The sequence below is a fragment of the Gemmatimonas aurantiaca genome, assembly GCF_037190085.1.
GTDB classification, from domain to species: Bacteria; Gemmatimonadota; Gemmatimonadetes; order Gemmatimonadales; family Gemmatimonadaceae; genus Gemmatimonas; species Gemmatimonas aurantiaca_A.
The window spans coordinates 330,466-344,261 of record NZ_JBBCJO010000012.1 but is presented as its reverse complement, the minus strand read 5'-3'; the positions used below and the strand labels follow the sequence as shown (position 1 = coordinate 344,261).

Below are 13,796 nucleotides of genomic sequence, written 5' to 3'. Positions count from 1 at the left end.
CCCTTCCGTGATGCCGGAGTTCTCCGCAATGTCTGCTCGCTCGACCGTCGCTTTTCCCGTGACCGTACTGGCAACGGTTTCCATGCTCCTTGCGCATCCGGACGTCGCGACGGCACAGAGCGCCGGCATCCCGCCCACCACGCGACAGATCTTCCCCGCCGATCCCAAGGCCAGTGTACCGGTGCTGGGCTCGGTCATGACCAGCACCACGAGCGAACTGGCGGACATCGTGGTGCGCTATTCTGCCGATGCGGGGTCGCTGCAACGTCGTTATGACACGCCGGATTCGCCTTCGCGTCGTGCGCGTCTGAAGAACTTCTACGGCACATGGCGTCAGCGGCTGGCCGAGTTCGATTTTGGCAAGCTGTCGCAGGAAGGAAAGGTGGACTATGTCCTGTTGGACAACCATCTGCGATATCAGCTCGAGCTGATGGGCCGCGAGGACCAGCAACTGCGTGAGACGGCGGCGCTCACTCCCTTTGCGCCGACGCTGCTCAAGTTGCAGGAAGACCGTCGTGAGTTGCTGTCGGTGGATGGTCAGAAATCGGCCCGTCTGCTGGCCGATGTGACGAAGCAGGTGGACAGTCTGCGCGCGCTGCTCGAACCGGCGCCCGCGCGGCCGGCCGGGGACACGGCCACGCGAGCGCGTCCCGCCGTGCCGCGGGTGTCGCGCACGGCGGCCAATCGTGCGGCCGATGAGGTCGATCAGGTGCGGTCGGTGGTGACGAACTGGTATCGCTACTACAACGGCTACGATCCGCTCTTTTCGTGGTGGGTGACGAATCCCTGGCAGCGTCTCGACGAGTCATTGCGGCGCTATGCGCAGACGGTACGCCAGCGACTCGTGGGGATCCAGGTGGCAAACGCCGCGCCGGCCGGTCAGGGTGGGACGCCCGGTGCACCGGCAGGAGGGCAGCAGGGCGGTGGCGCTCCGGGCGGTGGCGGAGCGCGCAACGCAGCGGCGGCCAATGAACCGATCATCGGGGATCCCATCGGTGCCGAGGGGCTGGCGATGGATCTGCGTCACGCCATGATTCCGTATTCGGCCGAGGAACTGATCGCGATCGCGGAGAAGGAGTATGCGTTCAGCGAAGCCGAGGCGAAGAAGGCGGCGCGGCAGATGGGGTTTGGTGACGATTGGAAGGCCGCGATGGAGAAGATCAAGGATGCGTATGTGGAGCCGGGTAAGCAGCCGGATCTCATTCGTGATCTCGCCAATGAAGCCGAGTCTTTTTTCGACAAACACGACTGGGTGACCATCCCTGCACTGGCGCGCGAGGACTGGCGCATGGAGATGCTCTCGCCCGAGCGACAGCGGGTGAGTCCGTTCTTCCTCGGGGGCGAGAACATTCTCGTGTCCTATCCCACGGCGGATATGACGGAAGAAGAGAAGCTCATGAGTTTGCGGGGAAACAATCCGTACTTCTCCCGGGCGGTGGTGTTTCACGAGCTCAATCCCGGGCATCATCTGCAGGGGTTCATGTCGGCGCGTTACAATCCGCATCGCCGGATGTTCTCGACGCCGTTCTGGAACGAGGGGCAGTCGTTGTACTGGGAGATGTTCCTCTGGGACCGGGACTTCCATGTGCGTCCCGAAGACCGGCTCGGTGCGCTGGCGTGGCGCATGCATCGCAGCGCGCGCATCGTCTTCTCGCTCAGCTTCCACCTGGGCAAGATGACGCCGGAGCAGTGCATCGAGTATCTGGTGGACAAGGTGCCGTTCGAACGCGCGAACTCCGAAGCCGAAGTGCGGCGTTCTTTCAATGGCAGCTATTCGCCCATTTATCAGGCGGCCTACATGCTGGGCGGGCTGCAGCTGCGGGCGCTGTACAAGGAACTGGTGATGTCCCGGAAGATGACGGACCGGCAGTTCCATGATGCGATTCTGCAGGGTGGTCCGATGCCCATCGCGATGGTCAGAGCGCGTCTGGCGAAGGTGCCTCTCACGCGCGATGGCGCGGCTCCCTGGCGTTTTGCGGACGAACTGCCGGCGCCGAGGCCGTTCCCGGTGAAATGATGAAGCGCGCGTCGATTCGATGACACGTTCCGGGGGCAGTGTGCCGACTTTGTGGCACCTGTCCCCGGAGTGTTCATGACGCTGCCTTCCGATGAAATCACGGGCGTCATCATCAACGCCTACTATGTCGTGTATAACCTGCTCCCTCGCGGTCTCACGGAGGTGCTGTATCAGCGGGCGCTCGCCATCGAGCTGGCGGAGTACGGTCTGCTGCTCGAGCGGGAGCGTCCGTTTGAAGTGCGATACCGTGATCAGTGCATCGGGATCTATCGCGCGGATCTGATGGTGAACGACCTCGTGCTCATCGAAACGAAGTGTGCGGAGAGACTGGGGCAGGCGCATCGGGAGCAGGTCACGCGGTATCTCCGCGTGTCGGGACTGCCGATCGGGTTACTGCTCAATTTTGGTGACCGGGCGGAGGTGCGGCGGATCTCTCCGTGAGGGTGAGCTTGCGGCTGGCATTCGGGCGAGCCGAGGGTGTTTGGGGGCCGCCTGCGGCGGCGATACCGGCAGGATGAACTGCGGGATAACTGCAGGATATTCCTGCGAATGGGGCAAACGATTTCGCGTGACGGACAGGTGGGGTTTTTGTAGTTGAACAGCGGGAGGAACAACGGTCGTGTGGGGACCGCACGATCTTTGTCTCCGTAGTTCATTTCAAAAAATGGGACTGTCCCCAGCGCGACGTCCTCATCGCCTGCACGGGACAAATCCTGCAGTTATCCCGCAGTTCATCCTGCCGGTATCGCCGCCGCAGGCGGCCCCTCAGACTTGCCGAACGCCCAGATCCATCACGCCAGCCTCGCCAAACGTCGGCACCACACCCATCTGATCGAACAGGAACGCGTACACGTCGGCTGTCTCTTCGATCTGCTTGCCGAGTGACGAACTGCCGTGCCCGGACTTTGTTTCGATGCGGATGAGCACCGGGCGGTCACCGGCATGCGCTTCCTGCAGCCGAGCCGCGAACTTGAAGGAGTGCGCGGGCACCACGCGGTCGTCGTGATCGGCGGTGGTGATCAGAGTGGCCGGGTAATGCACGCCGTCGCGCAGATTGTGCAGCGGCGAGTAGGCGTGGAGATACCGGAACGCCTCGGGATCGTCGCTCGATCCATAGTCCGCGATCCAGTTCCAGCCGATCGTGAAGGTGTGGAAGCGCAGCATGTCCATCACCCCGACGGCCGGCAGTGCCACCGCGGCCAGCGTGGGACGCTGTGTCATGATCGCCCCCACGAGCAGACCACCGTTCGATCCGCCCTGAATGGCCAGGCGTTCGCTGCGCGTATACCCGTTCGCGATGAGCCACTCGGCCACGGCCACGAAGTCGTCGAAGACGTTCTGCTTGCGCTCCTTCATGCCGGCCTGATGCCACGCTTCGCCGTACTCGCCGCCGCCACGCAGATTGGCCTGCACGTACACGCCACCCTGTTCCAGGAATGCCACACGCAGCGCACTGAAGGCGGGCGGCAACGAGACATTGAACCCACCGTAGCCGTACAACAACGTCGGATTGTTGCCGTCGAGCACCAGCCCCTTCTTCGCCACGATGAAGGCGGGCACGCGCGTGCCGTCCCTGCTGGTCACGAACACCTGTCGCGTCTCGAAGCGTGACGGATCGAATGGCAACGTCACCGCGCGATAGACCGTGCTCACACCCGTGTCGATCGCATAGCGATACACCGTGGCCGGCGCGGTGAACGACGTGAACGTGTAGAACACCACCCCGGCTCCACGTTCTCCGTCGAAGCCGACCGCGGTACCCAGCCCCGGGAGTTCCACATCGCGCTCGTGACGACCGTCGTAGGTGTACACGGACACACGCGAGGTGACATCGCGGAGATATTGCGCGAAGAGCCGTCCTCCCCCGGCGTGCACGGCTTCGAGCGGCTCGTCACGTTCGGGGATCACCGTCTGCCAATGGGTCTCGTCGGGCCGCCGCGGATCGATGCGCACCACGCGCTGATTGGGCGCGCCGCGATTGGTCAGGACGAGCAGGGTGTCGTCATCGTTGTCCAGCACGTGCATCTGATCGTCGAACGCCGACCAGATGGATTGCCACCCGACTTCGGGACGCCGGGCGTCCAGCAGGCGGACCGCGTTGCCATCCCTCCCCTGTCCACGGTCGCTGATCTCGAGAATCGCGAAACGCTCGTCTTCGGTGGTGCAGAGCACATGGAAACGCAGCGGATGCGCCGGATCGTGATAGACGAGACGGTCTTCCGACTGATCTGTGCCGAGGGTGTGATAGTAGACCTGGTGATCCCCGTTCTTCGACGAAAACGCACCCTCGTCTTCGCGTGGCTCGGGATAACGGCTGTAGTAGAACCCGTCGCCCTGCCAGGCAATCGCGGAGACTTTCACCCAGTCGACCACGTCGGGCAGGAGGGAGCGACTCTCCAGGTCCAGCACGCGGATCTGCTGCCAGTCGGATCCGGCATGGCTCACCATGTAGGCGATGCGCCGGGCGGTGCCGTCGAACGTGAGCCCGGCCACCCGGGTGGTGCCGTCCGCCGAGAGGCCATTGGGGTCGATGAGCACCTCGGCGGGGCCGTCCTCGCCCCGCTGCAGGTAGTACACCGGCTGGTTCTGCAGCCCCTCATTGCGGGCGAAGAGCAGCCAGGGGCCCCGTTGCTCGGGCGCCGAGGTGCGCTGGTAGTCCACCAGCGCAGTCAACCGGTCCCGCAGGGCCTCGCGGAAAGGGATGCCGGCCAGATGGGCAAAGGTGACGGCGTTCTGGGCCTCCACCCAGGCGGCCGTTTCGTCGGACCGGTCGTCTTCCAGCCACCGGAAGGGGTCGTGGACCCGGGTCCCGTGGTAGTCGTCGACCGTCTGGTCTTTTCGCGAGACGGGGTAGTTGAACCGGCTTGCCATCATATGGACAAATCATAAAGGAGGGCCACGGAAACAGGGTGTGAGACCTTGGCCTACGGGGAATTGCCGACCACTGGCTTTTCTTCCCCTGTCCGGGCTATTTTTTCAAGCTCCCCCGGAATTGGGGGATCGGTTACAGTCCTGGGCGCTTCTCACGGCCCGGTGGCGATGCCACGATGATCCGGTCCGGAAGACTTCGCTTCCGGGTGCCGCGTCGATGGCCTCTCGCAACGAAGTCTCTCGTCATTCATCGGTGCGGTGGTGTTGCGATCGATGGGGCGGAACCTCGCAGTCGAAGGACCTGAGTGGGCCCGCGGTGTCGGTGCCCTGGAGCGTACGATGCATCCGTTTATCGAAACCCAGAAGGAGTGGTTGAAGGAAGTGCCGCCGTTTCGTCCCGGCGACACGGTGCGTGTCAATGTCCGCGTGAAGGAAGGCGACAAGGAGCGCATCCAGGCCTTCGAAGGGATCTGCATCGCGCGTCGTGGCGGCGGTGTCAGCGAGACCTTCACGGTCCGCAAGGTGTCGAACGGTGTCGGGGTCGAGCGTATCTTCCCGCTCCACAGCCCGCTGCTGGCCAGCATCGTGGTGGTGCGCCGTGGCGCCGTGCGCCGCGCCAAGCTGTACTACCTGCGCGACGTGACGGGCAAGGCTGCCCGCATCAAGGAGCGCAAGGTCGTTCGTCCGACGTCCGCGAAGTAATTCGCGACGTCTGTATCGAGAGTCTGGCGGCGCGATGGCGCGCTGGAGCCCGATCGAACGCAACCTGCGTGCAACGTATGGTCCGCTTCTCGTCGGAGTGGATGAAGTGGGACGGGGCCCCCTCGCGGGCCCCGTCGTCGCATGTGCCATTGTCATGCCCCCAGACCGGCGGGCCATTGCCGGTGTCGACGATTCCAAACGCCTCGATCCCGCCACACGGGTGATCCTGGCGGCGCGCATCCGCGAACAGGCGCTCGCGCTGTCGCTGGGCGCCGCGAGCGTGCGCGAAGTCGACCGTCTCAACATCTATCACGCCACCGTGCTGGCCATGCAGCGCGCGCTGGCGCGCATTCCCTCGCGCCTCGCGACACCGCCGGACCACGTGGTGGTCGATGGCAAACCGCTGCGCACACTCGGCGTGCCGCACACCGCCGTCGTGAAGGGAGACGCCAAGTGTTACGCCATCGCCTGCGCGTCGATCGTCGCCAAAGTCACGCGCGACCGGCTCATGACGGCGCTGGCCGAACGGTATGGGCAGTACGCGTGGGAGCGGAATGCGGGGTATGGGACGACCCAGCACCGGTCGGGCATTGTCGATCATGGGCTGACGGCGCATCATCGACGGAGTTTCTGTCTCAACGTGCAGACGTCGCTGGCACTGGACGACGTCGCGCTCACGCTTCACGCCGAGGGGGCCGATGATTGATCCGCACCAGGTGTCCGTGTTTCGTCCCGGGTTGCTCGACGGTCAGGTGGTGTTCATCACCGGAGGCGGGACGGGTATCGGTTTTGGCATCTCGGAACTGTTGGCCGAGCTTGGCGCGCATGTGGTGATCGCGAGCCGCAAGGCCGATCATGTGGAGCACGCCGTGCAGACGCTCGCGGCGCGTGGTCACCGCGCGAGTGCCGCCGTGCTCGATGTGCGCAACGCGGAACAGGTGAAGGCCGTGGTGCAGGAGATCGCCGACCGGCACGGCCGCATCGATGTGCTGGTGAACAACGCGGCCGGCAACTTCTATGCGCCCAGCGCGACACTCTCGCCGAATGCCTGGAAGAGTGTGGTGGAGATCGATCTCTACGGCACGTTTCATTGCTCCCAGGCCGTGTATCCGGTCATGGCGGCACAGGGTGGCGGGCGCATCGTCAGCACGTCGATGACGCTGCACTACCGTGGCTGGCCGCTGATGGCTCACGCCACGGCCGCGAAGGCGGGTGTGGACGCGCTGACGCGTACCCTGGCGGTGGAGTGGGCGCCGCAGCGCATCCGTGTGAACGCGATCGCACCGGGCCCGATCCCCACCGAAGGCGTGAAGAAGGCGTTCACGCCCCCCGCCGACAGCGGTGCGGCGGATGTGTTTGCCACCGCCGAGGAGAAGATGGCGGAGTATGCACGCACCGGGATCCCGTTGGGTCGGTGGGGGACGCCGCGCGACATCGCGAACATGGTGGCGTTTCTCGCGTCGCCGGCCGGCGATTGGATCACCGGCGCGATCTTCGTGGTGGACGGCGGCGAATGGCTGTCGAAGGGCGGGCGGCAGGGGATGGGGGACGGGTGACGGCACTCCTGGGTGCAAAGGCGACTGAGCGCGCCATGGCTATTGATCTCCTCCCTGAGCAACTCCGGCCTGCTTCCTCTTGATATCGTGAGGCCGGGGCGCCGAGTGTGTCCGGATGACGCACGGGGCCTGTCAGATATCAGACGTCGGATATCAGATCATCTGATTTCAGACTTCTGATCGTCTCGGGCATCCGGACAGGACCGGTTCCACGGCGTCAATATTTCAAGAGGAAGCAGGTGGGAGCTGGTCAGGGGGGAGTTCAATGGAACGACCGTGAAGCGAGTGTGAAACGCGCGTCACCATTCGGGAGATCGACTGAAAAATTCCCGGCTTCTCCCCGTGACTGGTGTCACGAATGACACAAAAAAGTGGAAAATTGGTGATTTGAGGCACTTCGCGACCCCCCTCATTCTGATGACCTTCACCTCGTGGTTCGCACCCGACCGAGCGCGCGAATGCGCGAGCGATGCCGGCACGAACCAGGTCACACCAGAGCACTGAGTCGGTGTGCAGGTCTTACACGAAACGAGGAGGAAGTCACATGCGGCACGTCAAGTTTGTGGCCACGGCGATTCTGGCGGCGAGCACGCTGAGCGCGTGTGCCACGAAGGGCTTTGTCCGTAAGGGACTGGAAGAGCAGCGCGTCGCGCTGTCGTCGGAGCGTACCGAACGCGTGGCGGGCGACGATGCCCTGCGTGGGGATGTGAACGGCTTGCGTGGGCGCGTGGACAGTCTGCGCACGGACCTCAACGCACTGCGCACCGATCTGCAGACGCTCCGTACGGAATACGGCGCGAAGATCTCGGCGCTCGAAGGCGCCGTGAAGTTCGCGATGCCGGTGCACTTCGGCTTCGATGACGCCGCGGTGCGGCAGGAAGATCAGGCGGCTCTCGAGAAGTTCGCCGAAGTGGCGCGCCAGCACTATCCGGGCGCCACGATCACCGTGGAAGGTTTCGCCGACCCGGCGGGCAGCGCGGCCTACAACCTCCGCCTCTCGCGCGAACGCGCCGATGCGGTGCGCGACTTCCTGGTGACCAAGGGGCTGGATGGCACGCAGCTTCGCACCGTGGGATATGGCAAGACGCGTCTCGTGCGTCCCGGCGCCAAGGGCAGTGAAGACGGCGCGGAACTCAATCGTCGCGTGACGTTCGTGATCGAAACGCCGGCCACGGCGGCCACGGTCGCGGTCATGTCCTCGAACGACTGAGACGCACGGTAGCAGAGGCGTACCAGCACGACCTGCGGATTAACAGTCCGTTGCTCCCTCCGGCCAAGTCCGGAGGAAATCCGAACGGCGCGAGAGGGGCCAGCCTCCCGCGCCGTTCGGATTTTTTGCACCGGTTCCCGCCCGTGTTCTCCGCAGACAGTTGACCCCCACCGGCAAACCGGTGATCCTTCCTCGGCGCATAGGCCACATGTCGCGCGCCGTACGACCGGGTAGCTCAGTCGGTAGAGCAGCGGACTTTTAATCCGTAGGTCGTGGGTTCGATCCCCACCCCGGTCACGGTCGCGGCGCCATTTTCTCCCCATGTCCATGCCAATGTTTCGCCGGTCGTTCCGGGTGCTGATCGCGGCAGCCCCCGCGGTACTGCTCGCGGCACTGCACATGGTCGCCGCCCGCCCCGCGGCGGCCCAGCTCGGCCTCGGCAAGATGGCCGGGCCCGCCGACTCCGCCTCGGCCGTCTCACCGGCTTCGCCTCGCGCCGCCGTCCGCGATTTCCTGCGTCTCGCCAATGGCGGGGACTGGACCGCCGCGGGCGACTACCTCGCGGTGCCCCCGGCCGAACGTGAGCGCGCGCCCGTGCTGGCCCGCCGCCTCAAGGCGGTCATGGATCAGCGGCTGGCGCTCGATCTCAACAGTCTGTCGCCTCTGGTGGTCGGAGACACCACCGACGGGGACGCCAATGGCGACCGGATTGGCGTGATCGGCAGCCCCAGTGGCCACGAAGAGCCGGTGCGGCTCGTGCGGATCACGGGAACGCCCACCCGCTGGGTTTTTTCCCAGGCAACGGTGGCCAACATCGATGCCTGGTTCGACGCGCTGGGCGCGCCCTGGGTGCGCGAACGTGTGCCGGCGTCGCTGATGCGGGAAGGCCCGCTCAATGTGTACTGGTGGCAGTGGATCGGGATCGGGGTCGCACTGCCGATCCTGGTCCTCATCGCCTGGTTGCTGGGGGCACTCCTGCGACAGGTGCTGGCGCGTATCGCCTCGCACACGGTCACCACGTGGGACGATCAACTGCTCGAACATCTCCGCGGTCCGTTTCGCCTGTGGGCGGCGGCCGTGGTGGCCGAGCCCCTGCTGTCGGTGCTGGATCTGAATGCCCGCGTGGCGGGGTTTCTGGGTGCGGTCACGCGGGGCATGGTGCTGCTGTCGTTCTTCTGGGCGCTGCTGCAGATCATCCGCATCGCGCAGTCGCGTATCGAGAACGCCGCCTGGGAAACGGGGCAGGGTGCGCAGGCACGCACGCTGGTACCGCTGCTCGGCAACTTCCTGCGTGTGGCCCTCACCGTCATCGCCCTGCTGGTGGCGCTGTCGCAGTTCGGGTATCCCGTGGGCACGCTGCTGGCCGGTCTTGGCATCGGCGGTATCGCGGTGGCGCTCGCGGCACAGAAGACCATGGAGCATCTCTTCGGCAGTGTGAGTCTCGCCGCCGACAAGGTGATGCGCCTGGGCGACTGGGTGAAGACCGGGACGACCGAAGGGGCGGTGGAGCGCATCGGACTCCGTTCGACGAGTATCCGCACGATGGACCGCACCGTGGTGAAGGTGCCCAACGGGCGACTCGCCGACGACCGGATCGAAATCGTCAGTGAGCGCGACCGCATTCTGTTCCGCACCGATCTCGATCTCACATACGATACGAGCCGCGAGGAGCTGACCCGCATCCGCGACGAAGTCGAAGCGCTGATACGGGCGCACCCTCACACATGGCCCGATGCGGTGCGTGTGAACGTCACGGCGTTCACCGATTCGGCCATCCGCATGAGCGTCGTGATGTGGATCAAGACCACCGACTACAACGCCTATCTGCGGATCCGCCACGATCTGTTCCTCGAGTTCATGCGGATCATCGAGGAGCATGGATCGTCGTTTGCTTTCCCGTCCCGCACGGTCTATCACGTGATGCAGAACGACAGCTCACCGACCGCGGGCCCGCCGAGCAACCCGCCCAGCAGCGTGCCGGGCGTCGATCCGTCGGGTCCGGGCTCTCCGCCGCCACCCGCCACATAACCAGGGGCGCGTGACGGTTCCTGTCGTGACGGCGTTCGCCGTTCGGTGATGTCGATGCCGTCGTTCTTCGTGGTGTCGTTGCTGCCATCGCTGCTGGCCTTGCGCGCCTTGCAGGCCGATGTGCAGGTGCCTCCGATGGCACTGCTGGCGTCGGAGCTCGCGGCCACACTGCTCCAGGCGGTGGTGACCACCGGCGTGGCCGTGCTGTGCGCGCATCTGTACGTACGATACCGGCGCTCCTGGTTCGGATGGTTCGCGGTGGCGTGGAGCGTGTATGTCGCGCGTCTCTTCTGCATTCTGAGTTTCCTGCTCACCGGCGAGCGTGTCTGGCTGTACTGGCATCAGGTCACCACGGGCTGGACGGCGCTCGCACTGTTGTGGGCTTCGTTGGTGTTCTCGAAACAGTTGCGGTTCCGGCCGGTGTATCTGTGGATCGGATTGTTCCCGCCGCTCTGGTCGTACATCGCGATCTATCAGCTCGATCATTTCCTGTGGGCCGCGCTGCCCGCGGTGCTCTTCCTGAGCGGCGCGACGGCCTGGACCGGCTGGGTGTTCTGGCGGCACCACCGCATTGCCCATTCGTCGGGAGCGCGATTGCTCGCCATTTCGTTCGCGCTGTGGGGGCTGCATCATCTCGACTATCCGTTCCTGCGCGCGCAGGGGGCGTGGACACCGTGGGGGTACTACCTCGACATCAGTTTCGTGCTGCTCGTGGCGGCCGGACTGGTGCTGCTGGTGCTCGACGATCTGGGGCGCGGGGTACAGGCACTGAGCGCGCTCTCCGGCGATCTGCAGCGCCGTGCGTCGGGGCAGCGGCAGGAACGCGATCCGGTGGACACGCTGCTGGTGCGTCCGCTCGCGCTGCCGGGTGTGCGTGGCGCGGCGATGTTCCTCTTCGATGCGGTATCGTCGTCCGAGGACGAAGCTCCGGCCGATATGATGGAGCGGGTGCTCGCGCGGGCCCATGCACGCGGCGAGGCACCACCGCCCGCCGATGCGTTGGCGCGTGGACGGTTCATCAGTGGCGCCGGGGTGTGCAGCAGCTGGACCGGCGGCACGGCACAACACGAAGTGCACGATGCTCTTGGCCGCATGCGTGTCACGCGCCGTCCACAGATCGTGGCCGCGGCGGGGGCGCAGCCCTTCGTGGCCGTGTTGCCGGTGGGTTCCGGCGCGCAGCTCGTGGGCGCGCTGGTCATGGCCGGTGATGTGCGCAATCCGTTCACCGCGCTCGATGACGACTTCCTGCTGGCGCTCGGGCAGCAGGTGGGCGCGGCACTCGATCAATGGGCGCTGGACCGGCAGTTGGCGGCGCGCACGCAGGCGCTCGAACGGCTTTCCGCCCGCATGGTGCGGCAGCACGAAGAGGAACGGCGGCGGCTCTCACGCGAACTGCACGACGAGACCGCGCAGGTGTTCTCGGCGGTCAAGATGCAACTCGAAGCCCTGCGTCCGTTACTGGCTCCCGATGCGTCACCCCGACTCGATCGCACCCTGTCGTTGGTGGATACCGGCATCGCGTCCATCAGGCAGGTCACGAGCGATCTGCGTCCCATGCTGCTCGACGATCTCGGACTGCGCCCGGCGCTGCATTCGCTGGTCACCGATTTCACCGAACGCACCGGATTGCTGGTGGTGTTCGGAGCCCCGCCCACGCTGCCGGCGTTGCCGGACGACGCCGATCTGGCCGTGTTCCGCGCGCTGCAGGAGGCGCTCAGCAACATCGTGCGGCACGCCGACGCCCAGCGGGTGGACGTGACCGTGGTGGTGGACGACACGACACTCACGCTCGTGGTGCGCGACGACGGACGCGGATTCCCGACATTGCACAACGGCCGGCTCAAGGAGACCGAGCATCGTATGGGGCTGACCGGCATGCGGGAGCGATTGCTCGCGGTGGGCGGCGCGCTGGCGACCGCCAATCGTGCGCCCGGCGCCGAACTCACGATCTCCGTCCCGCGCCTCACGAACGGCAACTGAGTCGATATTTTCCGATGTCCTTCGCTATGATTCGGGACGGAATCTGTCACTCATGAACGCCTCTGCCGTATCCACCATGCCCATTCGGGTCCTGATCGCCGACGACCATGCACTCGTCCGCGAGGGGCTGCGGTACGTCCTCGACGCCGATCCGGGGATCGAGGTGGTGGGAGAGGCCTCCAACGGACGGATTGCCGTGGAGCTGGCGTTGCAGCATGTGCCCGATGTGGTGGTGCTCGACATCACCATGCCCGAGGAATCGGGGCTCAAGGCGGCCGCCCGCCTCCGTGAGGCGCTGCCCGAGACGCGGGTGCTGCTGCTCAGCATGCACGATCAGGGCGAGTACGTGCGCGAGGGGATGCGCATCGGGACCCACGGCTATCTGCTCAAGGATTCGGCCGGCGAGGAGTTGCGGGCCGCCATCCGTGCCGTGCACGCCGGCGGGACCTTCTTCAGTCCCGCAGTGGTGAGGCGTCTCACCTCCACCGAGGCCGTCCCGGAGGGCGCGCCGGTCGCGCAACTCGACCTGCTCACGCCCCGCGAGCGCGATGTCCTCGCCGGTGTGGCCCGCGGGCTCACCAACAAGGCCATCGCCGCGGAATTGGGCATCAGCCGCCGCACCGTGGAAGCGCACCGGGAAAGCCTGATGCGGAAGCTCTCCATTCACTCGGTGGCGGGACTCACGCGCTTCGCGCTCGAGACCGGGATCATCACCGACGCCTGAGCCGCGCCCCGGTGTCTGCCGAACGACACCCGGGCCCGCCGTGTTGCGTGACCGGCCGTCATTCGTCCGCCGGGAAAGGCCTGGAAAAGGTCCGTTGAGTGTGACGATGGAGACCACGGTCATGCCTTGCTCAAGGCCTGGCCGTGTCCTCCCGCCGCACGCTGCCCATATCCCGCCGAAATCCTGTCCATGTCGCTTCCCGAGCTGATCGATCTCGATGTGTATGGTGGCGCCACGTTGCGCGGCGGAGGCGACTACGCGCCGCCGGCGGCCCCTCACACGAGCGCGCCGCGTCTGCATTTCGTGGGGTGCCATCTGGAGCGCGGCCCGGCCGCGTACACCCGGGTGACGGTGCATTTTGCCGGGCCGTTCTTCCCCGATGGCCATCTGGTCTGCCGGCAGGAAGGGACCACCTGTGAGGGGGGCGACCTGCGTCTTGCGGTACTGGCCACGTTCGACGCGCTGGCCCGGGCCTCGGGTGGCGCGCTGCGGTTCGAACTCATCGGCGTCAAATCGGTGCGGGCCTTCGATACCGCGGTGATGATGGTCGCGGTTCACTGGCGTACGGGCGATGAGACACAGCGGCTGGTGGGGGTCGCCATCGCCGACGGGGACGCCATGGCGGCCACCGTCCGGGCCACGCTGCACGCGGTCAACCGGGTGGCTGCGCCACTATTGGGCCCCCTGGGCGGCCCAGGGTGATCGATT

11 protein-coding genes and 1 tRNA gene are annotated in these 13,796 nt (G+C 65.7%); 11 read left to right on the top strand and 1 reads right to left on the bottom strand.

Translation table 11 applies throughout. The features are described from left to right. The first annotated feature begins 28 nt into the window (after nucleotides 1-28). Both WG208_RS16115 and WG208_RS16110 read left to right on the top strand, forming a co-directional pair. The gene (locus tag WG208_RS16115; protein WP_337172402.1) at nucleotides 29-2,017 is read left to right on the top strand and encodes a DUF885 family protein; all 1,989 of its coding nucleotides are present in this window, start codon (nucleotides 29-31) and stop codon (nucleotides 2,015-2,017) included. Nucleotides 2,018-2,092: 75 nt separating this feature from the next. Beyond that, nucleotides 2,093-2,458 carry a GxxExxY protein gene (locus WG208_RS16110; RefSeq protein ID WP_337172401.1) on the top strand — a complete coding sequence of 122 codons (366 nt, stop codon included), beginning with the start codon at nucleotides 2,093-2,095 and terminating at the stop codon, nucleotides 2,456-2,458. Nucleotides 2,459-2,782: 324 nt separating this feature from the next. Here the strand turns inward: WG208_RS16110 and WG208_RS16105 are convergent, their stop codons facing one another. Beyond that, nucleotides 2,783-4,891 carry a prolyl oligopeptidase family serine peptidase gene (locus WG208_RS16105; protein WP_337172400.1) on the bottom strand — a complete coding sequence of 703 codons (2,109 nt, stop codon included), beginning with the start codon at nucleotides 4,889-4,891 and terminating at the stop codon, nucleotides 2,783-2,785. Between the two features lie 336 nt (nucleotides 4,892-5,227). Here WG208_RS16105 and rplS point away from each other — a divergent pair, with 336 nt between their 5' ends. The 9 genes from rplS (at nucleotide 5,228) to WG208_RS16060 (ending at nucleotide 13,790) form a co-directional block, all read left to right on the top strand. Next, nucleotides 5,228-5,590, top strand: coding sequence for a 50S ribosomal protein L19 (gene rplS / locus WG208_RS16100; RefSeq protein ID WP_337172399.1), 363 nt, complete (start codon nucleotides 5,228-5,230; stop codon nucleotides 5,588-5,590). 34 nt (nucleotides 5,591-5,624) lie between these two features. Next, nucleotides 5,625-6,296: a ribonuclease HII gene (locus WG208_RS16095; RefSeq protein ID WP_337172398.1), complete on the top strand. Its 672-nt coding sequence runs from the start codon at nucleotides 5,625-5,627 to the stop codon at nucleotides 6,294-6,296. Further along, the gene (locus WG208_RS16090) at nucleotides 6,289-7,146 is read left to right on the top strand and encodes an SDR family oxidoreductase (protein WP_337172397.1); all 858 of its coding nucleotides are present in this window, start codon (nucleotides 6,289-6,291) and stop codon (nucleotides 7,144-7,146) included. The genes WG208_RS16095 and WG208_RS16090 overlap by 8 nt, the downstream gene beginning before the upstream one ends. A gap of 544 nt (nucleotides 7,147-7,690) precedes the next feature. Next, nucleotides 7,691-8,356: an OmpA family protein gene (locus tag WG208_RS16085; protein ID WP_337172396.1), complete on the top strand. Its 666-nt coding sequence runs from the start codon at nucleotides 7,691-7,693 to the stop codon at nucleotides 8,354-8,356. A 224-nt stretch (nucleotides 8,357-8,580) separates the two neighbouring features. Continuing rightward, nucleotides 8,581-8,653: transfer RNA gene (locus tag WG208_RS16080), tRNA-Lys, on the top strand. Nucleotides 8,654-8,677: 24 nt separating this feature from the next. Further along, nucleotides 8,678-10,384 carry a mechanosensitive ion channel family protein gene (locus tag WG208_RS16075; protein ID WP_337172395.1) on the top strand — a complete coding sequence of 569 codons (1,707 nt, stop codon included), beginning with the start codon at nucleotides 8,678-8,680 and terminating at the stop codon, nucleotides 10,382-10,384. Between the two features lie 48 nt (nucleotides 10,385-10,432). Next, complete coding sequence (locus tag WG208_RS16070; protein ID WP_337172394.1) at nucleotides 10,433-12,364, top strand: histidine kinase; 1,932 nt, start codon at nucleotides 10,433-10,435, stop codon at nucleotides 12,362-12,364. A gap of 76 nt (nucleotides 12,365-12,440) precedes the next feature. Beyond that, nucleotides 12,441-13,088 carry a response regulator transcription factor gene (locus WG208_RS16065; RefSeq protein WP_337172393.1) on the top strand — a complete coding sequence of 216 codons (648 nt, stop codon included), beginning with the start codon at nucleotides 12,441-12,443 and terminating at the stop codon, nucleotides 13,086-13,088. Between the two features lie 189 nt (nucleotides 13,089-13,277). Beyond that, complete coding sequence (locus WG208_RS16060; protein WP_337172392.1) at nucleotides 13,278-13,790, top strand: hypothetical protein; 513 nt, start codon at nucleotides 13,278-13,280, stop codon at nucleotides 13,788-13,790. Nucleotides 13,791-13,796 lie beyond the last annotated feature (6 nt).